This is a genomic window from Pseudomonas corrugata (assembly GCF_050920615.1).
Classification (GTDB): Bacteria; Pseudomonadota; Gammaproteobacteria; order Pseudomonadales; family Pseudomonadaceae; genus Aquipseudomonas; species Aquipseudomonas corrugata.
Map to the genome: position 1 here is coordinate 146,464 of NZ_CP130434.1, position 25,046 is coordinate 171,509.

16 protein-coding genes are annotated in these 25,046 nt (G+C 60.2%); 9 read left to right on the forward strand and 7 right to left on the reverse strand.

The genetic code is table 11. The annotated features are described in order from the left end of the window. Nucleotides 1–172: 172 nt before the first annotated feature. From QZH45_RS00645 to QZH45_RS00655, 3 genes are all read left to right on the forward strand, one after another. Nucleotides 173–1,204, forward strand: a complete 1,032-nt coding sequence (locus QZH45_RS00645; RefSeq protein ID WP_055134931.1) for a histone deacetylase family protein — start codon at nucleotides 173–175, stop codon at nucleotides 1,202–1,204. 11 nt (nucleotides 1,205–1,215) lie between these two features. Beyond that, nucleotides 1,216–2,316 carry a polyamine ABC transporter substrate-binding protein gene (locus tag QZH45_RS00650; RefSeq protein ID WP_024777849.1) on the forward strand — a complete coding sequence of 367 codons (1,101 nt, stop codon included), beginning with the start codon at nucleotides 1,216–1,218 and terminating at the stop codon, nucleotides 2,314–2,316. Nucleotides 2,317–2,717: 401 nt separating this feature from the next. Beyond that, nucleotides 2,718–7,331, forward strand: a complete 4,614-nt coding sequence (locus QZH45_RS00655) for a dermonecrotic toxin domain-containing protein (RefSeq protein ID WP_055134930.1) — start codon at nucleotides 2,718–2,720, stop codon at nucleotides 7,329–7,331. Between the two features lie 38 nt (nucleotides 7,332–7,369). Here QZH45_RS00655 and QZH45_RS00660 read toward each other — a convergent pair whose 3' ends face one another. Next, nucleotides 7,370–8,995, reverse strand: a complete 1,626-nt coding sequence (locus QZH45_RS00660) for a PLP-dependent aminotransferase family protein (RefSeq protein WP_069018364.1) — start codon at nucleotides 8,993–8,995, stop codon at nucleotides 7,370–7,372. Nucleotides 8,996–9,095: 100 nt separating this feature from the next. On the opposite strand from QZH45_RS00660, the gene QZH45_RS00665 reads away from it, so the two are divergent. Genes QZH45_RS00665 through QZH45_RS00675 form a run of 3 tightly spaced genes read left to right on the forward strand, consistent with a single transcriptional unit; the run spans nucleotide 9,096 to nucleotide 10,874 of the window. Further along, the gene (locus tag QZH45_RS00665) at nucleotides 9,096–9,737 is read left to right on the forward strand and encodes an FMN-binding negative transcriptional regulator (protein WP_024777845.1); all 642 of its coding nucleotides are present in this window, start codon (nucleotides 9,096–9,098) and stop codon (nucleotides 9,735–9,737) included. A gap of 2 nt (nucleotides 9,738–9,739) precedes the next feature. Then, entirely contained in the window at nucleotides 9,740–10,186 is a 447-nt protein-coding gene (locus tag QZH45_RS00670) for a GNAT family N-acetyltransferase (protein ID WP_024777844.1), read from the forward strand. Nucleotides 10,187–10,196: 10 nt separating this feature from the next. Then, nucleotides 10,197–10,874, forward strand: a complete 678-nt coding sequence (locus QZH45_RS00675; RefSeq protein WP_024777843.1) for a GNAT family N-acetyltransferase — start codon at nucleotides 10,197–10,199, stop codon at nucleotides 10,872–10,874. A gap of 58 nt (nucleotides 10,875–10,932) precedes the next feature. On the opposite strand, the gene QZH45_RS00680 is transcribed toward QZH45_RS00675, so the two are convergent. After that, nucleotides 10,933–15,885: an OTU domain-containing protein gene (locus tag QZH45_RS00680; RefSeq protein WP_237140460.1), complete on the reverse strand. Its 4,953-nt coding sequence runs from the start codon at nucleotides 15,883–15,885 to the stop codon at nucleotides 10,933–10,935. A gap of 234 nt (nucleotides 15,886–16,119) precedes the next feature. After that, nucleotides 16,120–17,019 (reverse strand): homocysteine S-methyltransferase family protein, encoded by a 900-nt coding sequence (locus QZH45_RS00685; RefSeq protein WP_024777841.1) that lies wholly within the window; start codon nucleotides 17,017–17,019, stop codon nucleotides 16,120–16,122. Nucleotides 17,020–17,132: 113 nt separating this feature from the next. On the opposite strand from QZH45_RS00685, the gene QZH45_RS00690 reads away from it, so the two are divergent. Beyond that, nucleotides 17,133–17,954 carry an ABC transporter substrate-binding protein gene (locus QZH45_RS00690; RefSeq protein WP_024777840.1) on the forward strand — a complete coding sequence of 274 codons (822 nt, stop codon included), beginning with the start codon at nucleotides 17,133–17,135 and terminating at the stop codon, nucleotides 17,952–17,954. Next, on the forward strand, nucleotides 17,951–18,787 hold the full coding sequence (locus QZH45_RS00695; RefSeq protein ID WP_024777839.1) for an amino acid ABC transporter permease: 837 nt from the start codon (nucleotides 17,951–17,953) through the stop codon (nucleotides 18,785–18,787). Before QZH45_RS00690 ends, QZH45_RS00695 begins: the two co-directional genes overlap by 4 nt. Nucleotides 18,788–19,381: 594 nt before the next feature. Here the strand turns inward: QZH45_RS00695 and oadA are convergent. Together oadA and QZH45_RS00705 are read right to left on the reverse strand one after the other, a co-directional pair. Next, nucleotides 19,382–21,196, reverse strand: a complete 1,815-nt coding sequence (gene oadA, locus QZH45_RS00700; protein ID WP_024777838.1) for a sodium-extruding oxaloacetate decarboxylase subunit alpha — start codon at nucleotides 21,194–21,196, stop codon at nucleotides 19,382–19,384. Between the two features lie 12 nt (nucleotides 21,197–21,208). Next, entirely contained in the window at nucleotides 21,209–22,624 is a 1,416-nt protein-coding gene (locus QZH45_RS00705) for an acetyl-CoA carboxylase biotin carboxylase subunit (RefSeq protein WP_024777837.1), read from the reverse strand. Between the two features lie 187 nt (nucleotides 22,625–22,811). Here QZH45_RS00705 and QZH45_RS00710 point away from each other — a divergent pair, with 187 nt between their 5' ends. Next, on the forward strand, nucleotides 22,812–23,774 hold the full coding sequence (locus QZH45_RS00710; RefSeq protein ID WP_024777836.1) for a LysR family transcriptional regulator: 963 nt from the start codon (nucleotides 22,812–22,814) through the stop codon (nucleotides 23,772–23,774). Here QZH45_RS00710 and QZH45_RS00715 read toward each other — a convergent pair. Both QZH45_RS00715 and hexR read right to left on the reverse strand, forming a co-directional pair. Beyond that, nucleotides 23,716–23,925, reverse strand: a complete 210-nt coding sequence (locus tag QZH45_RS00715) for a PA3496 family putative envelope integrity protein (RefSeq protein ID WP_024777835.1) — start codon at nucleotides 23,923–23,925, stop codon at nucleotides 23,716–23,718. The two genes, QZH45_RS00710 and QZH45_RS00715, sit on opposite strands and share 59 nt — an antisense overlap. Before the next feature lie 133 nt (nucleotides 23,926–24,058). Beyond that, complete coding sequence (gene hexR, locus QZH45_RS00720) at nucleotides 24,059–24,925, reverse strand: transcriptional regulator HexR (protein WP_003187110.1); 867 nt, start codon at nucleotides 24,923–24,925, stop codon at nucleotides 24,059–24,061. Nucleotides 24,926–25,046: the final 121 nt, after the last annotated feature.

The window sequence follows — 25,046 nt, forward strand, 5'->3', positions numbered from 1 at the left end:
CGACCGCGCCATCGCCATGCCTTGATCCTAAGGTCCTGATCCCACCAAAGAGCCATTTCCGGTCAAACCTTTTGGCCATTTCAATCCCCTTTTGGCCTCTCCCACCGTTCTCCTGAGTGCCACCCGCCGCAAGACTATCCTCAACCGATCAGTCCCCTTGCGGAGAACAACAATGCTGACGATCTATTCAGACGATCACCACCTGCACCACGGCCGTTGCGAGCTCATGGACGGGCAGCTCATGCCCTGTTTCGAAATGCCCTCCCGCGCCGACCACGTGCTGGAGCGGGTCAAGGCTCGCGCGTTGGGGCCGGTGCAAGCGCCACGGGATTTCGGCCTGGCACCCATCCAGCGCATCCACACCCCCGCCTACCTGGAGTTCTTCAAAGGCGCCTGGGATCGCTGGGCCGAATACAACCGCGACGGCGACTTGCTGCCCTTCACTTGGCCGGCTCGCACCTTGCGCACGGTGATCCCGAAGAGCCTGCACGGCCAACTCGGCTATTACAGTTTCGACGGTGGCGCGCCGATCACCGCCGGGACCTGGCAAGCCGCCTACAGCGCGGCCCAGGTGGCCCTCACCGCCCAGGCCGAGATCCAGCGTGGCGCGCGCTGTGCCTTTGCGCTGTGTCGGCCGCCGGGGCATCACGCAGCCAGTGATCTGATGGGGGGTTATTGCTACCTCAACAACGCGGCCATCGCCGCCCAGGCGTTTCTCGACCAGGGCCATGGGAAGGTCGCAATCCTCGATGTGGATTACCACCACGGCAACGGCACTCAGTCGATCTTCTATGGGCGCAGCGATGTGCTGTTCGCCTCGATTCATGGCCATCCGGAGGCAGAATTTCCGTTCTTCCTCGGTTATGCGGACGAGCGCGGCGAAGGCGCTGGCGAAGGCTTCAACTTCAACTATCCGTTGCCGGCCGGTTCAGGCTGGGACACCTGGAGTGCTGCGCTGGAGCAGGCGTGCAGCGAGGTCCAGGGTTACGACGCCGATGTCATCGTCGTCTCGCTGGGCGTGGACACGTTCAAGGACGACCCGATCTCGCAGTTCAAGCTCGACAGCCCGGATTACCTGGCGATGGGCAAACGCATCGCGGCACTTGGCAAGCCGACGCTGTTCGTGATGGAAGGCGGCTATGCGGTGGCGGAAATCGGCATCAACGCCGTGAATGTTCTCGAAGGTTTTCAAAGCGCCCAATGAGGAAGAAGAGCATGCAAAGACTCAAGCGTTTGATGGTCCCCGCCCTCTGCACCGCGCTGCTGTGTAGCGCCGCCCAGGCCGAAGAGCGGACCTTGCGCGTCTACAACTGGTTCGACTACATCACGCCCAAGGCCCTGGAAGACTTCAAGGCGCAGAACAGTCAGGTCAAGTTGGTCTACGACATTTTCGATACCAATGAAGCCTTGGAGGCCAAGTTGCTAACCGGTAATTCCGGCTATGACGTGGTGGTGCCTTCCAATGTGTTCCTTGCCAAGCAGATCGAGGCTGGTGTGTTCCAGCCGCTGGACCGCAGCAAGTTGCCGAACTGGAATCACCTCGATCCCAAGTTGATGAAGTTGATCGAGGCCAACGATCCAGGCAACAAGTTCGCCGTGCCGTACATGTACGGGACCATTCTGATCGGCTTCAACCCGGACAAGGTCAAGGCGGTCCTGGGTGATAACGCGCCAGTGGACAGTTGGGACCTGATCTTCAAGGAAGAGAACATCAGCAAGCTCAAGCAGTGCGGCGTGGCGCTGCTGGATTCACCTTCGGAAATCCTGCCCCTGGCCTTGCAGCACCTGGGACTGGACCCCAACAGCAAAAAGCCGGCGGATTATGCCAAGGCCGAGGCGTTGATGATGAAGCTCCGGCCGCACATTACGTACTTCCATTCTTCCAAGTACATGGCGGACATCGCCAATGGCGATATTTGCGTGGCGGTTGGGTATTCCGGGAGTTTTTCCCAGGCGGCCAATCGGGCCAAGGATGCCAAGAACGGTGTGACGGTGGACATGCGGCTGCCCAAGGAAGGCGCGCCGATCTGGTTCGACATGCTCGCCATTCCGAAAGGGGCGAAGAACCCGGATGACGCGTACGCCTTTATCAACTACTTGCTGCAGCCGAAGGTGATTGCGCCGATAAGTGATTTTGTGGGTTATCCGAATCCGAACAAGGATGCTACCGAAATGGTGGATCCGGCGATTCGTGGCAATCCCAACCTGTACCCGACAGAGGCGGCCATGGCGACGCTGTATACCTTGCAGCCTTTGCCGCGGGATGCCGAACGGGTGCGCACGCGGGTCTGGACCCGGATCAAGTCTGGGCAATGACCAGGGGGCTTGCTCGCGATGGCGGTGGGTCAGTCACCGGTGATGTTGGATGGGCCGACGTCATCGCGAGCAGGCTCGCTCCCACAGGTTTTGCGTCTTGCATGAAGATCGAGTACACCGCCAATCCCATGGTGGGAGCGAGCCTGCTCGCGATGGCGGTGGGTCGGTTAGCTGCGATGTTGGATGTGCCGATGTCATCGCGAGCAGGCTCGCTCCCACAGGTTCTGTGTCGTGCATGAATGTCGAGTACGCCGCTGCTCCCACAGGGAGCGGCATCACCAGGCCCTTAACGACACGAGCAATACATAGTTACCACCTTCCCTGTTTCTCGCCCCTCTAGCATGGAGATCCCGAAGCGTTCGGCTTCGGGATTCCATTCATCGCGAGACAGGGAGACTCAGATGACAAACACCTCTACCACCACGATCCCCAAGGCCGACGCCAACCCCAGGGACGCTATATTGAATCAGTTGCTCGCCGGCCCCACGTATCCGGAGGTCGCGTCCATACTTCTGCGCGACGGCCTCAAGAAACTCTACCCCACGCTGAACCTTGACCCACACAACACCGTGGTCGGCGAACCGAGCTGGGACATTGTCGACGGCGAAATCGTGCCACGCCCGACCCGCTATGAAACCCTTGCCGAAATGCTGGCCGGCCTGGTGAACGAAAAAAGCGATCCGATGCTGTTGATCGAAGGGTTGCATTACCTGACCCAGCTACCACTGACGTCCCCGAATGTGCATTTGCCAGTGCGCATCGACCAGATCGGGCGCCTGGTCAATGAGCTGGTGCCGGCCATGTTGACGGCCTGTCAGGAGCAACAACTGGCGTACTGGAATGCATCCGTTGGCGAGTCCGGCCCACGCTGGCATGAACTCTCCAGCACCCTGCGCAAGGCGTGGAACGTCGGGCGTATCGAGGGCTGGACGACGACTGAGTGCGACATGGCCAGGCAACTGTTCCATTACCCCGACCGCAAGGACCGCAAGGAGAGCGACCCTTATGACACCCACGCGTATCTGATCGACGTCGACAAGGTGGATGGTCCAGAGGTGAAACGTCTGGGCGACAACTCAATCGTGGTCCTGATCGGCACCATCGAAGGCAAGGAAGTCATCCTCAAGTACTCGATCGTCAACGGCTACGAGAAGTTCGCTTCACAGCAAGCCCTGGGCCAATCCCTCCCGACCCATTTCGGTACGGCCACCTATCGCAAAATCCAGTGGCGGCTGTTTGAGCCCGACGGCAACATTTTCGATCACAAGGCCTGCGGGATGATTGCCGAGCAGGTCAAGGTCATCGGGTCCTCCCCGCAGACCTGGGTGACCTACGAGCCCCCTGTCAACGGCGAAGAAGCCGCTGAGGACGAGCTCGTGGCCTGGTTCCAGAGACAGATGCCCCATTGGTTGCTGGAGGCCTCGCCGTCCGATCAGACGCTGTTTGCCCAGTACATGAAGAACCTGTCGATACTCAATCAATCCCATGCCGGCAAAACCTATCTGGATGGGATTCCTGCCATCAAGGACTACGCGTTAAGCGAGCTGAAGAAACAGATGGTCCTGGACCATCCCGATGCCTCGACGCTCGATCTGAATGAAATCGAGTTCGAGGTACGCAGCCCCGTTATCTGGGGAAGCTTCGTCGTGCCCGGAAAGATCGATACCACCCGCTTCACCTTGGTCGAGCTCGCCTTGCAGAACCTGATCGCCCTTCCCCTGGGCGACAAAGCCGTCCAATCCCTGGGCGAGAACGAGTTACCCGAGTGGATGACCGTGGCGTACATCGAAAACCTCATCGCCCAAGTCGATATCGGTCGCACTTACCTCGAGCTGGTGAAGGGCAAACTGCTCGACGATCCGGCAGAGTCGAGCCGCCGCGAAAAGTTGTACACCTCCCAGTTGCGCATCCAGCTGCCAATGCTGGCGCTGGAATGCAAAATCCGTGGGGAAGGACGCCTGGACGATAGGGGTTACCGCTACGTCGCCGCGCTGATGGAGCTTGATGAAGCCGATCGCAAGGTGGATGGAAAAGCCATTGTCGTGCGCCAACTGGCCTTCGTACCCGAACTGCAACTGGGTGACTCGGAAGACGTCGTGACCAATATGTTCGTCATCGGCCCCGAGGATGCGAGCGCCGGGCCTTGCCTGCTGTATCGGCCCATGCTGGAGCCGCAGCTGAGCCAGTACCCATCGTTCAGCAATCTGTTGTATGCGATCCGGCAGATCCCTTCGTTACGCCAATCGGTGCTGGCCTGGCTGCCTGATGGGGTGCGTAACGATTACGGTCGATTGGTTTTTCCAGACCTGCTGCCCTCCCCTTGGGGCATCGTGTCGTTCGTGACCGACCCTTTGACTTCCTTGGCTTATAGCGGTCCCGTCAGTTTGACCGACAAAACCCTGGGGACGGATTTCCTGCCGCAGTTGTTCAAGGCCAATGCCGATGCCTTGGTCGAACTGGCCGATCGGCAATCGGTGTCCAACCAGGAAAATCGCTGGGAAACCTTCAAACGCGCGGGCTGGCTGATGTTCAACCTGACCTTGCCTTACCTGGGAACCGCCGTTGGCACCGCAGCCTGGCTCTGGCAAATCCTGGACGACGTCGACACATTGATGCAAAACAAACCAGAGGCCGAACGACCGGCCAAGTGGGAGGCGTTCACTGACCTGCTGTTGAACATCGCATTGGCGATCATTACGCACGCCATCGACCGCGCCAGGGCCGCCAGGAGTCCTCACCGGGCAAAAGCCCCGCCGGAGGTGCGCGAACTGGAAAACCTGCCAAAAACACCCCACAAACTGGTGATAGAGCAACTCGGAGCGCTTCCGAATACGTCGCTGCCGACCGAGCACTACGAGACCATCCGTTCCGTTGGCGCCTTGATGGGCAGATCGCGAGAAAGCGCACAGTTTATCGAAACCTTCAGCATCGACGAACCCGCAGATCCGGGAGAGCTCCAAACCGAGGGTGTGCTCAAGGGACTCTACGAACAGACGGGGGACTGGCACGCAAAAATGGCCGGCAAGTGGTTCAAGGTGCGGGTCGAAGGCGAGTTGGTCTCTATCGTCGATGGAAAAAATCCCGCCCGCGAGGGCCCTCCCCTGATGGGTGATGCCCACGGTAAATGGCACATCGACACACGCCTGCGGATACGCGGTGGCGGGTCCAAAGGTGTCAGGCAGAAAGTCATCGCCGACGCGCAGCGGCGTCGGATCGATCTGCTAGCTGCATTGAATCAATTCGAAGCAAAGAAGCCGCAGAACCAGAAAGCGCTGACAATGCAGGCCGAGGCAATGGACGAAGCGTCGGGCGCGGCCAGGGAAATCAAGCGCGATGTGTATGTCGCCACGCTGAAAACCCAGCGGGAAAACTACGAGCAAGCGTTGAGAACGCTGATGGAATGGCCGCTTTTCCAGTCAAGGCCCGACTACCCTCGAACCCGACTTGGCTACCTGAACGCCCAGGTCAACTTCACGTTCGCCGAGTTGGAAGCTCTCCAGGAACGCTTCATTCCGGCCTTGGACAAAGCCAAAGGCTTGATCACGTCCGGGGTCAAGGTGCTGGAACAACAGCACATTGACGCCGCCGAGAGCATGGTCAGCGTCGGTGACGACATGATTGAGCGCCTGGACTATATGGAGACGCGCTTCACCGAACTGAAGAACGTCGGCTATGAAGGTTTCGAATTCATCCGGCGGCACCGTAAGAAGATGCCGATCTATACGGCCGCCGACCTTCGCCTGATCAAGATCGATATGTTTCGTCACCTGTGCCTGACACTGGAAAGTGTCGAGTCGATGCCCGAAGGCTGGGAAGCGCTCAACCAGGTTGTCGATAACGCCACGGTCGCGTACCAAAGCTTGCGCGACGCCATCGATGAGCGCAGCGTGATCCGGCTGGATGAGCGGATCGATGCATTCGGTAGCCTGGCCGAGCAGTTCGCCGCCATCGACGAACACCTCCACTACCTGGGTAACGAGTACAAGAGCAGCGTGCGTCAGCCCCAACTCGCCCGACTGCGCACGGGGATCGCTACGCTTGAACAATGGACGTTGCGTCATCTGGCGGCCGCCCTCGATGAGAGAAGGGATCGGCGAAACGCTGGTTCCCCGTATGAGCAACGCCCCAGGCCGAGGAAAAAGTTCATCCGGGCGCGCTTCTGGGGCCTGGTCAGCGGCGAGCCGCGTTTATCCCGATCGATGGAGGAAACCGATTGGCTCGATGTGAAGAATCCGTTCTCGGGAGACATCATCGTCACGTTCCATCGCAAGGAAACCGGCGAATGGATCCCGCATATGAAACACGACGCCTCGAGCTCCACCGTCCCGGCCTTGAATATCAGCATCACGAAGGGCAACGACCTGATCAACGGACTGGCGGCGTTCAAGACACAGATCGAGGAAACCGTGAACCAGCCCAGCAAGACACCTGCCGGCATCGGGATGATCCTCAATGCCCACGCGGGCAGGATGGAGAAAGTCAGCGCGGCCATCAAGAAGGCCCTCGACCAGGCGCAAGGCGTGGCCTCAAACGAAACGTTCGAACTACCAGAAGAGCAGCGACGCTCGGCCGAAACCTTGCGCGTGCAGCTCGAGAAGGAAGCGAGTGCCCTTTATGTCCTGGGGTTCGAAACCGTTCTGAATGTCATCAAACAACGCCCGCCGACCATGAGCAGCATCATATGGCTTAAAAGTCGGAACCTGATTTCCATCACCAAACAGAAGAGCCGGCAACGCATCAAGTATCCGCCCTATGGCTTCCTCGACCGGTATGAGATCAAGGACATGAAAACCGGTAAGGTGCTCTGGTATGCAGACTTCCGTTACTCGACAAACTGGGTACCCGCCTACACATATCTTTCCGCACGCTTGAAAACCGTTACCCAAGCCAATCACAGGACCACCGTCATCGCCGGCACCGAATCCCTCACCCAACGTCAACTGATCGACCATTACCGCGCTGAAATCGCCGTGGATCAGGCCAAGGACGTGTTCTTTAGAAAAACGCGGTCATAAGCAAGGCCGGGCATCTGCCGATGCCCGGCCTTCACGCCTCAGCGCTTCCAGGCGCTCACCAGGCTCGCCAGCGCGGCAGCGATTGCCGCGGGTGGCACGGCTGCAAAACCCAGCACCAGCCCGCCACGAACCGGCGAGGTGGCGCTGGGCAACCAATAGTTGCTCAAGCCATTGACTTCGACCCCTGCCGCAGTCGCCTGGGCGATCAGTTCACGCTCACGTTCGACACTGTCCACCGGCACCGTGACATGCAGCCCGGCCACGACGGTCGGCATGGCGCCGACACCCGCAATGTTTTGTGGCCAGCCCGCCAGCAGCGCATCACGCCGCGCCAATGCGGCCCGCCGCATACGCCTGATGTGACGCTGGAAATGCCCCGCCGCCATGAACTCGGCCATTACCGCCTGGGTGCTGACTTCGGAGTGGCGCACATCCACCGCACGCCGGCGGGCAAAGGCGTCCACCAGGCCAGGAGGCAGCACCAGGTAGCCCAGGCGCAAGGCCGGGAACGCCACCTTGCCGAACGTCCCGACGTAGAGTACGCGCCCCTGGCGATCCAATGCAGCCAACGGCGCCAGTGGCGCGCCGCTGTAGCGGTACTCACCGTCGTAATCGTCCTCGACGATCCAACCGTCGTTGCGCTCGGCCCAGGCCAGCAACTCCAGCCGCCGCGCGAGGCTCATCACCACCCCGGTGGGGTATTGGTGGGACGGTGTCACGTAGGCCAGTCGACACGGGTTCAACGAGGCGAGCGCGCTGCAATCCAGGCCCTCACCGTCCACCGGCACGCCTCTCACGTCGGCACCGGCCACGGCAAAGGCATGCCCGGCTGCGCGGTAGCCCGGGTTTTCCACTGCCACGACGTCTCCAGGGTCCACCAGCAACTGTGCACAAAGGCTGATGCCCTGCTGCGCGCCACTGGTGATCACAATTTGCTCAGCCGTGCAGTGCAAGCCACGGGAACTGCGCAAATATGCTGCAATCAGCCCACGCAAACGGGCATCGCCCTGGGAGTCGCCGTAGCACAGCTGTTGCAAGTCCGGTTTGCGCCAGAAAGCCGCGTTCAGCTTGGCCCAGACGTCGAAAGGGAACAGATCGAAAGCCGGGACGCCCACCCTAAACGCCCGTGGCGGACCACTGGGAGGCGCGGGTAAATGGTGCTTTTCGACCCGCTCCAACGCACCACTGTGGATAACTTTACTGGATGAAATCACAGGCAAATCCAACCAATCTGTGGATAACCCAGTGGATAAGCCTGTTGAAAACCCTGTGGACACTTTTGTGGATATGTTTTTCTCTCCGGGCCTCTTCGCGCGCAAACTCGCTTCCCCGGCGGTACCCATTCCAATGTGGGAGCGAGCCTGCTCGCGATGAGGCCGGCCCAGCATGAGAGAAGACAGCTCCGCCACGTAAGTGCCGTCCCCTACCCGCCCTTCAATGAAACCCTCGGCATAGAGTTGGTCGTAGGCCCGGACCACGCTGTTGCGGGAAATCGACAGCGCCGCCGCCAGGTCACGACTGGCCGGTAGCCGCGTGCCGCTGCCCAGCCGTCCATCCAGCACCCGCGCCCGCAGCGCCTGGTAAAGCTGACGGCTGAGTCCCTGGCGTCGGTCCAGCTCGATTCCCGCGGGGTTGAACGACAATGGCGGCACGGCGATGCTCATGACAACCCTCGCAAATGGACCTATCGAATTGGTCTTAAGTGGCTCTTACAACAGACCAATAGCCTGCCTAGGATGCTGGCATTCGCCAAGGAAAATCGTCATGTACAACCCCAAAGCCTTTGCCGTCGAAGACCTGTCCCAATTACACCGGATGATGGAAGCGTGTCGCCTGGCCTTGCTGGTCACCCATGGCGAGCATGGCTTGCAGGCCAGCCATCTGCCGCTGTTGCTGGACACCCGACAAGGCCCCAACGGCAGCCTCTACGGGCACATGGCCCGGGCCAATCCACAATGGCGCGACCTGGAATCCGGGGCCGAGGCGCTGGTGATATTTGCCGGGGCCGACGCCTACGTCAGCCCGGGTTTCTATCCCAGCAAGGCCGAACATGGCAAAGTCGTGCCAACCTGGAACTACCAGGCCGTACACGCCTATGGCGGCGCCGAGGTGTTCAATGATGCCCACCGGTTGCGCAACCTGGTGAGTGCCCTCACCGACCGCCACGAAAGCGGCCGGGCCCAGCCGTGGAGCGTCGACGATGCACCGGCTGAGTACATCGACAGCATGCTCAAGGCCATCGTCGGCTTCGCCCTGCCCATCCAGCGCCTTGAAGGCAAACGCAAACTCAGCCAGAACCGCGTCCCCGCCGATGCTGCGGGTGTGCGCCAGGGACTGGCGACCAGCCACGATCCCCAGGACCAAGCCGTCGCGAGCCTGATGTCCGAATTTTCGACCAAGGAATGAACATGAGCCAGATCGAGATCCGCCCTGTTACCACTGACGATCACGCCGCGTGGCTGCCTCTGTGGCAGGCCTACCTGAGGTTCTACAACACCGAACTGCCAGATGCGGTAAGCCAAAGCACCTGGCAACGCTTGCTCGATGAGCGCGAACCGACCCACGGGGCCCTGGCCTGGCGCGGCGACACGGCCATCGGCCTGGTGCACTTCATTTATCACCGGTCCAATTGGAGCATCGAGAATTCCTGTTACCTGCAGGACCTGCTGGTCACGGAGCAGAGCCGTGGCACCGGCGTCGGTCGTCAGCTCATCGAGTACGTCTATGCCACCGCCAAGGCCGATGGTTGCTGCAAAGTGCACTGGCTGACCCATGAAACCAATGCCACGGCGATCCAGCTCTACGAGCGCATCGCCGAACGTCCCGGCTTCATCCAATTTCGCAAAGCCTTGTAAGGAGCGCCGCATGTTGACTTCACTTGCCGATTGGAAAGGGGTTCCGGCACCGTTCACACAGTTGATCGAAGGGCGTTTCATCCGCCTGGAAAAACTCGATCCGGCACGCCATGCCGACGGTCTGTGGCAAGCACTGGAAGGCCCCGGCGCCGATCCGAAACTCTGGGACTATCTGCCCTACGGCCCCTTTTCCGAGCGCAAGGCGTTCGATGCCTGGCTCGGTAATCATGCCGCGAACATCGACCCATACTTCTTCACGGTGATCGACCGCGCCAATGGCGAGGTGCAGGGCATTCTCAGCCTGATGTCCATCGTGCCAGCCCAGGGGCGCATCGAGATCGGCCATGTGACGTTCGGCGCTTCCATGCAACGTTCGCCGAAAAGCACCGAGGCGGTTTACCTGTTGGCGAAAGAGTCCTTCGCTTTGGGTTATCGACGCCTGGAGTGGAAATGCAACAACGCCAACGCCCGCTCGAAATACGCTGCCGAACGATTGGGGTTCACGTTCGAGGGCGTCTTCCGCCAGCACATGGTAGTCAAGGGACAGAACCGCGACACCGCGTGGTATTCGATGCTGGATTCGGAATGGCCGGCGATCGGCGCGGCGTTCGAGCAATGGCTCAGTGAAGAGAATCAAAGCGAGAACGGACAGGTACGTAGCCTGGCGGAATGTCGCTCATCGCAGTGAGTGATGGATGATCGCCACCGCGAATCCCTTCGCGATGGCGATCGATCAAGGCAAGCTATCAGGACTCAGGCGGCTTCCTGGTGGCCAGGAAGGGTTTGAGCACCTCGGGCGTCACCGCACTTCGGGCATAGGGCCAGGCCCATTGCGGTATCGATCCATGAGCGCTCACGTAACTGGCGAAATCCAGCCGACTGTGCCCCGCCGGGCTCTGCGAGAAATCGAAATTATGGAGAAAGTACTGGGCCTGTCTTTCGCTCATGGTGTACGACCCCATGATCAACTGATGCGCCCGGGCCTCTTCATTGACCAGGCTGTCTATCAACGCCTCCGTGAAAGCCGACTCGCTGTTGAGCGAGCCGGGCCGCCCCAGGGCGAATCGAATATTGCTGTCGCTGAATGCCGGGCCCGTCAAATCCTGCCAGATGGCCCTGGCGCTTTCCCGCGAGATCCCGCGCATAGCACGAATGGACATCCACAGGTTCGGCCTGCTGAACAGGATCGCCACCCGGCTGTTGGAAAGCCGCTGCCCTGGCGCAGTGAACAACCTGGCGACAGCCGACAGGTCACTGTCCTTGAAGTACCGGACCTCCTGGAGAAAGTTGAAGAAGTCCAGTAAAGCCTGCCGATGCGTGAACAGACTGTTCAGGTTCCAGTCATCGAACGGTCGCATCCAGTTGATATCGACGCCACCGTATCTCGTCAATTCGTCATAACGACCACTGACATAATCGCCGATGAGCTGAAGTCGCATGTTGGATATGCTCGGGTTGCGTATCCATTGTGAAAGCAGACTCACGGGAAACAGGCCACCCAGGTTGGAAGCGATCACCGGGGACTTGAGAAGAATATTTGCCCGCGCCTGCAACATAGGAAATCGCTCGAGTGCCACGGTGAGCAGGTCGGCCAGGTCCTCGGCGCGGTCGTAATAAATGTGCTGCTCCAACAGTTCCGAGTCGTCATCCATGACATTGCCGGTCTCTTGCTCGTACCGTCTCTTGACCTTTTTCAAATCATCACGATCCACCAGATAGGCACCATTGAGCAGTTCCTCTAGCTGCGTATCGTCGAGATGACCATGCAGAGCGTCATCGTAGAGGACATACGCCAGACTGTTCTTTGGATGGTGATCGGTCAGCTCTCGGGCCCTGACCCCGTATTCGAGCATGATGTGAATCACGTCCTGGGAGAACATGAGGTGTTCATTGTTGAGCAGTTCATCAATTTCCGAATTTTCGATGGGACGTATCAACGTGTCCTCGAAGAAGGTCCGCACGGATCGATCGGTTTGCATGTAGTAAGGAATGCTGCTCAGTATCGGACGACCCGGAGCCCGGGGGGACAAGTAGCTACCGATGTGTTGCAGGATCTCGGGTGGCAAGTCGGCTTTCCGGGCTTGGCTCAAGGTCCTGCGCACCATGTCGTCGGCATACAGGTTCAGGAAATGCACCAACGGTCGAAACAGGTTATGCGGGTTGCGCGTGCCATAGACAATCTGACTCACGTCATACACCGCGGCCTTGCCCAACAAGTTCTCCAGGGAGCGTGCGTTATCCGCCAGCGCCTGCTGCAAACCGGTGGGCGGTGACACCAGGTAATGACTCATCTCCGGGTGCAGGTCGATATAGGCGGCGGTTTCATTGCGCAGCCCCTGCATCGAAAACGTTGGCTGGGGCTGCCCCTCGTTCAGTCCCCGAGCAACGGCATTGAAGAAGCAATTGCCGTCGGCATCGAACGTGACGTCAGTGTTATCAGCCAACCTTAAGGTGTAATGATTTTCACCGGTGCGTATCAGCACCACGTCAGTGTTGGACCTGAGCGGATGCGCGCCCGTCGGATAGCCGCTTTCCTCTTGCCCGGGGGTGAAGCGTATCGACCAGTCCTGGCGTCCACGCCGTTGATCCACGATCAACAAGCTGCGATGTTGCGGCCAGCTTGGAAGGCGGGTGATGAGTGACGGGACCAGATCCATGATCTCGACGTCCCACTCGTTTGACGTGCGGATCAGATCGGCCACGGCGCGAAGCGATGTCGAAGGTTGCTTAGGGGCTGACGGGCCCGGTTGGGGAGGTCCTCCGCTCGGGCGTTTGCCCCCTCCGCCCAGGCCAAAGCCCACGGCATGCCACTGCCCATCGGGCGCGCGGGCCACCGTGCTCCTCATCACGCCACTGGAGCGAATATTCAAGCCCGTCGCCGGGTCGACAATGGTGGCCTCGATGGCCTTGAGCGACGTATGGTCATGCACCCGGAATACCGTGCCATCGGGTTGCTGCACATACACCTGGCGAGCAGAGCGCCCCGTGACGCTGTCCGTGATCGTGGGGCGATAAAAGCCCTGGGCATCCGCTGACACTCCCCGGAGCACCGACCTATCCGCCACGGCATAGCGCCGATAAAGCGTTTCTTCCAAGGGCAATCCAAATGGCGCTTTAGCCTGGCTTTGGCGAGCCGTTATCGCCAGGAAAGAGGAGCGCCCTCGCACGTTGACGCTCACGCCACCGAAGCCGATAGCCTTCCGGGTGTTTGCCACCGCATGGACGAACGCCAGTGTCGTCGTATTCGTTGGCACGGCACCGGTCCTGAGCACCAAAAGGCCGGTCCTGACGGCACGGGTCAGCATCTGGAAACCGGGGATCAACAGCAGGCCGGCCAGGTCCATGACAATTTCAACCGTCATCATCACCAGCCGCGCGACGGTCTGCAGGCCAATGTCCCGGTTGCTGTTGGAACGGTGATCCGCATAGGCGCTGTGGAAGTTGACGTGGGCCCGGTGAAAGCGCTCAAGCCAATCATCGGTAATCAAGACGCCACTGATCAGGGGCCGACCGCGGTGCTGCCCCAAGGCGCGCTTTATCTCCTCTGGATCGAGGGCGCAAATGCGCGAACGGAAATACGCCCGCCACTCTTCCTGTTGCAGCAACCCGGTAATGCCATCGCTCAGGTTGGAAAACTCTTGCAGGTCATTGCCCTGGGGGCTGTCCGGCAAATACACCCCTACGGTGCCCTTGATGTCCGGCCCAAGCTGGTCTGAAAAGATCAGCACACCGTCGATGCCGAGCGCGTTGCGCGGCGTACCACCTTGCGCGCTGACACTGCCGCCCAGGAGAAGACCGTGGACATGGATCCTGCGCCCGCTCACCCTGGCCCGATTCGCCGCCGTGAGTGACTGCAGGACCGCCTCCAGCCAGCTAGCCAGCAGTTTTCGCGGATGGGCTGGCTTGGCAACCGGATCCGTCACTCTGGCCTGGAACACTGCGTCGCCCCTGAGTGCAGCCTCATAGCCCTTGAATTCCAGGTGGGCCCGGTACGACGCCTGCCAGGCCGCCTTGTACCGAGGTTCATTCATTTGCTGGCGCAGCAGGATTTCATAGTTGCCACCGACATCGAGGCTCGTCGCCATCCTGGCCAGTTCGCCCCCGGTCACCGTGATCAGGAAGCCGTTTTCCGGATGTCGGATGCGTTGACCGTGTTGATCCAGAAGGCAGACCGCCAACACTTCGCGCATGGCGTTCGGGTATTGCCGTGGCCGCAGATTGTCGAGCATCAATTGGGTCAAGCTGCTGGTACGGGACTGCCTGGGGCTGGCCCGGTCACCGTAGAACAGCCTGACCAGGGTTTGGTCCGGGTCCACGTCGATGCGCGGGTGGATGGTTTGCTGGAGGTACTGTTTGATCTTCCGGCGAGCGAACTGCACCAGGGTAGGAACACCGCTGCCCAGTGTGTAGACGGCCTCGAATACCTTTGTTTCGAGACGGCGATAATGGGCTCGCTCGGCAAACGTCGCGGTCTTGTAGAAACCGGGGCGACGGTTTTCCACCAAGGTTTCCTGACGGGCCGCCAGTGGCCCGGCCAGTGACAACAGGGGCAAGCCAAGGGCATCTTCGGTTTGCCGGGCAAAGTCAGCCACCGTCACCGTTGCGTTTCCTGGCGCATCCAGGACTTTCTCCAGCGCCGCACGCTGCATCTGCAGCAGGTCCGCCGCCGCCACTTCGAAAACATGCCCGGACAGTTCGACGGAAATGTCCTGAATCCTGCACGCCTGGCCCTCAAAGGTGGGAAATACCTGTCTGATCAGGTCCTGGAAAGCGTTGAAGCGCTGAAGCCCATGCTCCAGGGAATACAGGAACAGCGATGGCCGGTCGGTAAACTTGATCACCATCGCGGCAGGCCATTTTTGCGGCTGCGCGGCGCCGCTATCGAGCCTGACCGCATAGGCATGGGGAACCGGTGCGCGCAACAGGCGGCCTCTGTCCGCCTGGGAAGGATGGGTAGTGATGATGTCCAATAGGCGATCTTCATCGCTTTGCTGGATTCGCTCGCCCTGGCTGAGTCGAGCGGCAGGATCCCGATCGGCTTTGTACAGGTCGAAAAGATGCAGGAAGCGCCGGGACAATAACTGCGCGAGGGCGACTTCGGTCGTGGATGACGCCGCCACGCCTGGCAACACCTCCCAGCCCTTGCGCTGACGAAAGAGCACCAGTTCGTCGCGGAACTGACGCTTCACCCGTTCATTCGTGGCTGGATGGGCCACATAGAACACGGCTTCCATGGCCCGCAACGTGTGCTCGTCCAGCGGGCCGGCAAAGACGCTGTCGGCCTCCTCCAGGGAATCCGAACGGGTAAAGAACCCGACGCCACCCTTCGAAAAGTCGGGCGCCGTGTCGCTGAGCAAACAGTTGCGCATGACGTGGGTAAAGCTGTCCGAGGCGGCCAGGATGCGCCCACCGTCCGGGCCCGTGGTGAAGCGGCTCACATAGCATTGATCCGGTTCGATGTCCGGAAGCAGCGATGCACGAAATTTCTTGGCGGGAATCCTGGTCTTGAGCAGGCCGACCAGCAGCGCGCCCATCACCCTGTCGAAGGTGGGAACGGCTGCGAACAGATGGGTCAGCTGTACCTGGTGGGTGTCCAGCAAGTCCAGTTGCCTGAGCTGTTCCTTCGCCTGGGCATCGATCGTTTCTGATTGCGGTATAGGTGACGCAACACCCGGTTCATCCTTGGAGGAAATCGACATCTCAATGGTCCGGTTCTGATTGAAAGAGTCCGGACCCTATCGCGCTGTTCGTCCCGAGATGACGTACATATGTATAGAGGGCAGTGGAACTGGGAGGGAAACGTAAGCTGATATTTATGGGTAATTGAAGCCCGTTATCGCGAGCAGGCTCGCTCCCACAGGGGAAATGCATTCCAAATGTGGGAGCGAGCCTGCTCGCGATGACAATCGATCAGCCGATGATTCGCTACCGGCTCAAGCCAACTTCTGCGCCAGCACCGCAATATGCTCCGGGCCGATTCCACAGCAACCGCCCAGGTGACTGGCCCCACGTTTCTGCCAGTCCGCCGCCCACTGGAGGTAGCCCGGCGGATCGAGGTCTTCACGCAGCGGGTCCAGCCCGTCGTTGGCGGTCGCTTCTTTGGGTTGCGGCGGGAAGGCGTTGGCGTAGGCGCCGATGTGGATCTTCACCCCCAGGCGCTCGAAGGTTTGCCGGGCAGCATCGATCGCAGCACCGATCACCTCCGGCTGGCTGCAGTTGAACAGCAGCGCCTCGACGCCCAGTTCGGCCGCAACGGCCGCAGCCTCCGCCACCGGCTCGCCGGAACGCAAGCGCGGCACTTCGTCGGTGTCTTCGTCCTTGAGGGTGAACGACAGCCAGAACGGCTTGCCGTCCTTGGGTAGCCCGGCATGAATCGCCTTCGCTTCCACCGTCGAGCTTTGGGTTTCGGCCAGCCACAGGTCGACATGGGGCGCCAGGCCGGTTACCAGAGGCGACAACAGCTCACTGGCGCGGGAGGCATCAAACAGATCAGGCCGATAGGAACCGAACAGCGGCGGCAACGAGCCGGCAACCCGTACGGCTTTGCCGGATGCCTGCACCGCCCGCCGGGCCAGTTCGCCGGCCAGCGCTGCCAGGGCCTGGCCTTCGGCGGCGAAGCGCGCTTCGCCAATATGAAACGGCACGACGGCATAGCTGTTGCTGGTGATGACATTGGCGCCGCTGGCAATGTAGGCCGCGTGCACGGCCTCTACGGCCTGAGGGGCTTCGCTCAGGGCCAGTGCCGACCATTCGGGCTGCCTGAACGGCGCGCCACGGCGTTGCAGTTCGCGGCCCATGCCGCCGTCGAGAATGACTGTCGTTGCTGAGCCCATATGCGATTCACTCATAAGCTTATGAAAATAACTCACTACCGGAGTTGTTCTTATAACTATTTAATACGCACAATTCGGTTAACCACAACCTGTATTTTCAGCCAGGGCCTAACATGAAACTTCAACCATTAATGGCCTTGGGCCTGACTCTTCTGGCCGCCTCTTCGCAGGCGTTTGCCGGCACCACGCTGGACCGTATCGAGCAGAAAAAAGAATTGGTCGGCGTATTGATGGAAAGCTACCCGCCCTTCTCGTTTCTCAACGATCAGAACCAACTCGACGGGTTTGATGTGGACGTGGCCAAAGCCGTGGCGCAGAAGCTGGGTGTGAAGCTGCGCCTGGAAACGCCGTCCTGGGACGTGATCGCCGCCGGGCGCTGGAGCGGGCGCTATGACATCTGCATCTGCTCCATGACGCCGAGCAAGGCCCGCGCCGAAGTGTTCGACTTCCCGGTGCAGTATTACGCCTCGCCGGCAGTGATCGTGGTCAACGCCAAGGACGACCGGATCCATGGTGCCAAGGACCTGAGCGACAAGAAAGTCGGCCTCACCAGTGCCTCCAGTTATGAGAGCTACCTGAACAAGAACCTGGTGATCGAAGGCGCCGAGGATACCCAACTGAGCTATCCGTTCGACAACGTACAGATCGCCCCGTATGACACCGACAACGTGGCCTTCCAGGACTTGGGCCTGGGCGCCGGAGTACGCCTGGACGCGGTGCTGACCAATCTGGTGACCGCGCAACCGCGCCTGACCGAAGACAAACGCTTCAAACTGGCCGGCGAGCCGCTGTACTCCGAACCGAACTCGGTGGCCATCGAAAAGGGTGACGCCCAGTGGGACAGCAAGGTGCGTGAAGTCTTCGCCCAGTTGAAACAAGATGGCACCTTGAGCAAACTCTCGCAGAAATGGATCGGCGCCGACATCACTCAATGACCTCTTTTCCACCACCATCCCAGCCACCGCAACCGGTGGCTGAGTCGCGCCTGAAAAAAATCTTCGGTTTTCGCACACGGTTATACCTGACCTGGGCGGTCATGCTGGCGCTGTTCGCGAGTTTTTTCCTGGGCTTCGACCTGAAGTTCTCGATCATCCTGGACAAGTTGCCGAACCTGATCGGCCTGCATCTGGCACCCAACGGTTTTCTGCAAGGCGCGGTGCTGACGCTGTTCCTGTGCCTGTGCTCGATCGTCGCTTCGTCATTGCTGGGCTTCATCACCGCCCTGGCACGACTGTCCAACAGCGCGGTGGCGTTCGGCATTGCCAGTTTCTATGCCTCCTTCTTCCGTGGCACGCCACTGCTGATCCAGATCCTGCTGATCTACCTGGGCTTGCCGCAACTGGGCGTGGTTCCAGGCGCCGTCACCGCCGGGATCATTGCCCTGTCGCTGAACTACGGCGCTTACCTGAGCGAAATTTTCCGCGCCGGCATCGTCGGCGTCCCCCAAGGCCAACGCGAAGCCTCGCTGGCGCTGGGCCTGAGCGAGACAGTGATCTTCTGGCGCGTCACCCTGCCCCAGGCCATGCGCACCATCATCCCGCCGACCACCAACCAGTTCATCTCCATGCTCAAGGACTCCTCACTGGTCTCGGTGATGGGCGTCTGGGAAGTGATGTTCCTGGCGCAATCCTATGGTCGCTCCAGCTATCGCTACATCGAAATGCTCACCACGGCGGCGATCATCTATTGGCTGATGTCCATCGCACTGGAACTGATCCAGGCGCGCATGGAGCGGCATTATGGGAAGGCGTACCTCAAGCGCAGTTGACAGCCCCGTCGCTGTCAAACGGACCGTTCCGAGAGTGATGCAGGGCAACGTCCCGTACCGTGAACGCAGACGCGACGGGGCTTGTTCAAGACGCGACCGGCCTACAGGCTTCGTCGCGATCTCTCGTCAGAGGCACAGCGTTGACCGGCATCGCGCTCCAGAGGGAATGTTTAAAGTGCGGACTCTCTTCACGAGTCGGTCGCATCAGTGACAACTCCCGAAGTGCATGTGCCTGCCGTAGCCCAGCTCCCCAAACCTACCGAGCCTGCGAAAACTGCCCCTATTGCGCAAGCACCCGCCGCTCCGTCGCCAGTCGCCCCGCAGCAAAACCCGATGCCGCCATCAACGCCCTGCTGGGTAGCAACGTATTCAAGGCCGCCGAAGCTGTCGACCTGCTCACGGCCCATGACACCGCAAACCTCGCCAACGCCACCCTGGGCAGTAGCGCTCCGACCAGCAAGACCCAGGCGCGGCTGGACGGCCGGCGCTTCGACGGCGGACTCGACAGGGTTCGGTGTGGGGTAGAAATTTGCGCACAAAAAAAGGGGAGCACATGCCCCCCCGAGGTTAAAGCGTTGTATCGAGACTGTTAATTCAGCCTTCGATCTCGATCAGGATCAGGATCTCGCCCGGATTGACCCGGTCGCCCTTGGCCACATGAATGGCGGTGACCTTGCCGGCGATGGCCGCCTGCACTTCGGTCTCCATCTTCATGGCTTCGGTGATCAGCACGGCTTGACCGGCCTTCACCACATCGCCTTCCTTGACCAGCACATCGACGATGTTGCCCGGCATGGTGGTGCTGACGTGGCCAGGTTCAGACGCTTGCTTGCGCTTGCTGCCGCCACCGCCGACAAACTCATTGAGCGGTTCGAACACTACTTCTTCCGGCATGCCATCAATGGACAGGTAGAAGTGACGCTTGCCTTCGGCCTTGACGCCGACGCCGGTGATGTCGACGCGGTAGGTTTCGCCGTGAACGTCAATAACGAACTCGGTCGGTACACCCTCGCCGCCCGGCGAACTCACGCTGCCTGCCTCAGGGATCGGCAGCAGCACTTCCGGGGTCAGAGTGCCGGCTTCGCGCTCTTCCAGGAATTTGCGCCCGATATCCGGGAACATGGCATAGGTCAGTACGTCCTCTTCGGATTTGGCCAGAGCACCGATTTCGCCGCGCAGCTTGGTCATTTCCGGCTTGAGCAGATCGGCCGGACGCACGTCGATCACGTCTTCACTGCCGATAGCCTGGCGGCGCAGCTTCTCGTTCACTTCGCCCGGAGCCTTGCCGTAACCACCTTGCAGATACAGCTTCACTTCGTTGGTGATGGTCTTGTAGCGCTCGCCGGCCAATACGTTGAAAAAGGCCTGGGTACCGACGATCTGCGAGGTCGGCGTGACCAATGGCGGGAAGCCGAGGTCTTCGCGCACCCGCGGAATTTCCGCCAGCACTTCGTTCATGCGGTTCAGCGCGCCCTGTTCTTTCAACTGGTTGGCCAGGTTGGAGATCATCCCGCCGGGTACCTGGTTGACCTGGACACGGGTATCCACCGCCGTGAACTGGCTTTCGAACTGGTGATACTTCTTGCGCACCGCATAGAAGTACAGGCCGATTTCCTGCAGCAATTCCAGGTCCAGGCCAGTGTCGAACTCGCTGCCCTTGAGAGCCGCAACCATCGATTCGGTGCCAGGGTGGCTGGTGCCCCAGGCAAAGCTGGAGATGGCGGTGTCGATGTGGTCCGCGCCGTTCTCGACAGCCTTGAGCTGGCACATCGCGGCCAGGCCGGCGGTGTCATGGGAGTGGATGAACACCGGCAACGATTGCTCGGCCTTCAAGGCTTTTACCAGTTCGCCAGTGGCATACGGGGTGAGCAAACCGGCCATGTCCTTGATTGCCACCGAATCGCAACCCATGGCTTCCATCTGTTTGGCCTGGGTCACGAAAGCGTCGATGGTGTGCACCGGACTGGTGGTGTAGGCGATGGTGCCCTGGGCATGCTTGCCGGCAGCCTTCACCGCCTCGATGGCCACGCGAAGGTTACGTACATCGTTCATCGCATCGAAAATGCGGAAAACATCGATGCCGTTGACCGCGGCCTTGGCCACGAACGCCTTGACCACATCATCGCTGTAATGGCGATAGCCCAACAGGTTCTGGCCGCGCAGCAACATTTGCAGACGGGTGTTGGGCAGCGCGGCGCGCAGCTGGCGCAGGCGCTCCCATGGGTCTTCTTTCAGGAAACGCACGCAGGCGTCGAACGTCGCGCCGCCCCAGACTTCCAGCGACCAATAGCCGACTTTGTCGAGCTTGTCGCAGATGGGCAGCATGTCTTCGGTGCGCATGCGGGTGGCGAGCAGCGATTGGTGGGCGTCGCGCAGGATTGTGTCGGTAACAAAGATCTTCTTGGACATGGTCATACTTCCTTACAGGCCTGCGTGGGCGGCGATGGCGGCGGCGATGGCCAGGGCCAGCTCTTCGGGTTTGCGCTTGATCGAGTAGTTGGTCAGTTCAGGGTGGCTTTCGACGAAGCTGGTATTGAACTGGCCGCTCCGGAATTCCGGGTTGCGCAGGATTTCCTGGTAGTACGCAGCAGTGGTCTTGACCCCCTGCAGGCGCATGTCATCCAGGGCGCGCAGGCCTCGGTCCATGGCTTCTTCCCAGGTCAGCGCCCAGACCACCAGTTTCAGGCACATCGAATCGTAGAACGGCGGGATGGTGTAACCGGTGTAGATCGCCGTATCGGTGCGCACGCCGGGGCCGCCAGGGGCGTAGTAGCGGGTGATCTTGCCGAAGCTGGGCAGGAAGTTGTTCTTCGGGTCCTCGGCGTTGATCCGGAACTGCAAGGCAAAGCCACGGTGCTGGATGTCTTCCTGCTTGACCGACAGCGGCAGGCCGGACGCAATGCGGATCTGTTCGCGAACAATATCGATACCGGTGATTTCTTCGGTGATGGTGTGTTCCACCTGCACCCGAGTGTTCATTTCCATGAAGTACACCTCGCCCTCGGCGAGCAGGAACTCCACGGTGCCGGCGTTCTCATAGCCCACGGCTTTGGCGGCGCGCACCGACAGGTCGCCGATATAGGCACGCTGCTCGGGCGTCAGTTGCGGGCTGGGGGCGATTTCGATCAGCTTCTGGTTGCGCCGCTGGATCGAGCAGTCCCGTTCGAACAGATGCACCACGTTGCCGAAACTGTCACCCAGGATCTGCGCTTCGATGTGCTTGGGATTGACGATGCACTTTTCCAGGAACACTTCCGCCGAACCGAACGCCTTGGTGGCCTCGGAAATGACCCGCGGGAACGCCTGTTCCAGTTCTTCACGGCTGTTGCAGCGCCGGATACCTCGGCCGCCGCCGCCGGAGGTGGCCTTGAGCATCACCGGGTAACCGATCCGGTCGCCCTCGGCCAAGGCCTCCTCGATGCCCGACACGTTGCCTTCGGTACCCGGTGTAACCGGCACACCGGCCTTGATCATGCTGCGGCGCGCTTCGGTCTTGTCGCCCATGCGGCGAATGACTTCCGCCGCAGGACCTATGAATTTGATTCCGCGTTCGGCGCAGATGTCCGCCAGTTCGGCGTTTTCTGAGAGAAAGCCATAACCAGGATGCAAGGCATCGCAGCCTGTTTCGACTGCCAGGTTCACCAATTTGCGCGGATTGAGGTAGCCGGCCAGCGGGTCAGCGCCGATGCTGTGGGCCTCGTCCGCGCGCTTGACATGCAGGGCATGGCGATCAGCGTCGGAATAGACCGCGACCGAGCGAATGCCCATCTCGGCGCAGGCGCGCACGATGCGGACGGCAATCTCACCACGGTTGGCGATCAAGATCTTTTTTATCAATTGGAGGTTCCCTTGAGCCGGTGATACCACGGCCTGAGGTTCAGGCCGACGCGTGACCAGATGTAACAATCGGTCGCAGCACCACACTAGTCCCGGTCGTTGATTAACAAAAATGAATATTTATTGGGATAGGCATAAGTGAAGACTTATAGTTGGAGTATCCGTTTCGGAGCAGGGTGACTAAAAAATGCGTAAGTCATTGATGCGTATGACATTGCGTCAGTTACAGATTTTCAATGAGGTGTGCGACTTGAGGTCCTACAGCCGCGCAGCCGACGAAATGTCTCTCACGCAGCCGGCCGTCAGCCTACAGATTCGATCCCTGGAAGAGCTGATTGGGCAACCGCTGTTTGAGTATGTTGGCAAAAAGCTCTACATGACCGAAGCCGCCGAAGCCCTGCAACGCGCCAGCCGGGACATTTTCGGACGCTTGGAAAACCTCGATATGCAACTCTCGGATATGCAGGGCTCGTTGCAAGGTCAACTGAAGCTGGCGGTGGAGTCCAGCGCCAAATACTTCGTGCCGCACCTGTTTGCCGCGTTCAGGCGCCAGCACCCGGAGGTCAATCTGAGCCTCACAGTGGTCAATCGCGGACAGGTGATCCGTCGCCTCTCGGATAACCGGGACGATTTGGTGATCATGTCCATGGTGCCTCAGGACATGGGATTGGAGTTCCTGCCCTTTCTCAACAATCCGATCGTGGCCGTGGCGCCGCCGGATCACCCCTTGTGTCACATGGGCCCACTGCGCTTGCAGGATCTGGAGCCGTACACGTTGTTGCTGCGGGAGCCGGGATCGGGCACGCGGCTGGCCTGCGAGGAATATTTCAAGGAGAAACGGGTGCATTTCACCCAGACATTGGAGGTGGCGTCAGCGGAAGCCCAACGCGAATGCGTGGTAGCGGGCCTGGGCGTGGCGTTGTTGACGCGCCACGCCGCGAGCCGGGAGCTGTCATCCGGCGCACTCATCGAGTTGCCGGTCGAGGAACTGCCGCTGTACCGCAGCTGGTGCCTGGTACAGGCCAGGGCTAAACGATTGTCACCGGTGGCCCACGCCTTCCTGGCGTTTGTGCGCGGCGAGCGCGCTCAGATCATTGGCCTGGTTGAGCGTTTCGACGGGAAGCCGCCGGCGTCGCCTGCCAGTAATTGAATTCTGTGACGTCGGGATACTCGCTGATTTCCGCCAGGAGCTGGCGCTGCTCATAACGGTCTTCGATCGCACGACGAAACGCCATGCGGCGCTGGTCTTCCTGTTGACGACGGGTTTTGACGGCGCTGCGTTCTTCGTAGGACTGGGTCATGTCGAGACTCCCAAGACGTATACGGGAGCTTTACGATGCAGGCACGGGATGACGGTTTGGCAACGCGGGAGTTACAGAACGATGAATGTTGCTACCAGTGGCCTGTGTGGCTTGAGGATCGTAGTTTGCAGCTTCAATCATCCAACGCCTTCACCGACTTGGGCGACAGCCGCAAGCTGCGAAGGCTGCGCTTGACGCTCTTGAGGTGGTTGACCAGGCTGGGCCCGCGAGCCATGGCAACGCCCATCGCCAGCACATCGATCACCACCAGGTGAGCGATGCGCGAGGTCAGCGGGGTGTATATCTCGGTGTCTTCGTGCACGTCGATGGCCAGGTTCACCGTCGAGAGTTCGGCCAATGGTGTCTGGCTCGGACAGAGGGTAATCAGCGAGGCGCCACTTTCACGAACCAGATTGGCGGTGATCAATAGATCCTTGGAACGCCCCGACTGGGAAATGCAGATCGCCACATCGGTGGGCTTGAGGGTCACCGCGGACATGGCCTGCATGTGCGGATCGGAATAGGCGGCCGCCGTGAGCAACAGCCGGAAGAACTTGTGCTGCGCATCCGCCGCCACCGCGCCCGATGCGCCAAAGCCGTAGAACTCGACACGCTGGGCCTGGGACATGGCCGTGACCGCTTTCTGCAGCGCCACCGGGTCGAGCTTCTCGCGAACCTCCATGAGGGTGTGCAGGGTGGTGTCGAAGATCTTCAGGCTGTAGTCGGCGACCGAGTCGTCTTCATGGATCGCAAACTGGCCGAAGCTCGCGCCGGCCGCCAGGCTCTGCGCCAGCTTGAGTTTCAGGTCCTGGAAACCGGAGCAACCGATGGCACGACAGAAGCGCACGATGGTCGGTTCGCTGATGCCGACACTGTGGGCAAGATCGGCCATGGAACTGTGCATCACGGCCGCAGGATCAAGCAGTACGTGATCGGCGACTTTCAGTTCCGATTTGCGCAGCAGGTGGCGTGACTGGGCGATGTGTTGCAACAGGTTCAAGGGGCTGGACTCTTGTTATTGGTGGTGGCCGGGATGTAGCAAGTTTGTAGTTATACTACAGGAAATGCCTTTTTGCCCGTCCATTACGTAACTCGATATCCAGATTTCATGCCGCATGCAC

What these genes read in the sequence shown, in the direction of transcription:
- QZH45_RS00645 (WP_055134931.1), top strand. Translation starts at nt 173, where the DNA reads ATGCTGACGATCTATTCAGACGATCACCACCTGCACCACGGCCGTTGC.
- QZH45_RS00650 (WP_024777849.1), top strand. Translation starts at nt 1,216, where the DNA reads ATGCAAAGACTCAAGCGTTTGATGGTCCCCGCCCTCTGCACCGCGCTG.
- QZH45_RS00655 (WP_055134930.1), top strand. Translation starts at nt 2,718, where the DNA reads ATGACAAACACCTCTACCACCACGATCCCCAAGGCCGACGCCAACCCC.
- QZH45_RS00660 (WP_069018364.1), bottom strand. Translation starts at nt 8,995, where the DNA reads ATGAGCATCGCCGTGCCGCCATTGTCGTTCAACCCCGCGGGAATCGAG.
- QZH45_RS00665 (WP_024777845.1), top strand. Translation starts at nt 9,096, where the DNA reads ATGTACAACCCCAAAGCCTTTGCCGTCGAAGACCTGTCCCAATTACAC.
- QZH45_RS00670 (WP_024777844.1), top strand. Translation starts at nt 9,740, where the DNA reads ATGAGCCAGATCGAGATCCGCCCTGTTACCACTGACGATCACGCCGCG.
- QZH45_RS00675 (WP_024777843.1), top strand. Translation starts at nt 10,197, where the DNA reads ATGTTGACTTCACTTGCCGATTGGAAAGGGGTTCCGGCACCGTTCACA.
- QZH45_RS00680 (WP_237140460.1), bottom strand. Translation starts at nt 15,885, where the DNA reads ATGTCGATTTCCTCCAAGGATGAACCGGGTGTTGCGTCACCTATACCG.
- QZH45_RS00685 (WP_024777841.1), bottom strand. Translation starts at nt 17,019, where the DNA reads ATGGGCTCAGCAACGACAGTCATTCTCGACGGCGGCATGGGCCGCGAA.
- QZH45_RS00690 (WP_024777840.1), top strand. Translation starts at nt 17,133, where the DNA reads ATGAAACTTCAACCATTAATGGCCTTGGGCCTGACTCTTCTGGCCGCC.
- QZH45_RS00695 (WP_024777839.1), top strand. Translation starts at nt 17,951, where the DNA reads ATGACCTCTTTTCCACCACCATCCCAGCCACCGCAACCGGTGGCTGAG.
- oadA (WP_024777838.1), bottom strand. Translation starts at nt 21,196, where the DNA reads ATGTCCAAGAAGATCTTTGTTACCGACACAATCCTGCGCGACGCCCAC.
- QZH45_RS00710 (WP_024777836.1), top strand. Translation starts at nt 22,812, where the DNA reads ATGCGTAAGTCATTGATGCGTATGACATTGCGTCAGTTACAGATTTTC.
- QZH45_RS00715 (WP_024777835.1), bottom strand. Translation starts at nt 23,925, where the DNA reads ATGACCCAGTCCTACGAAGAACGCAGCGCCGTCAAAACCCGTCGTCAA.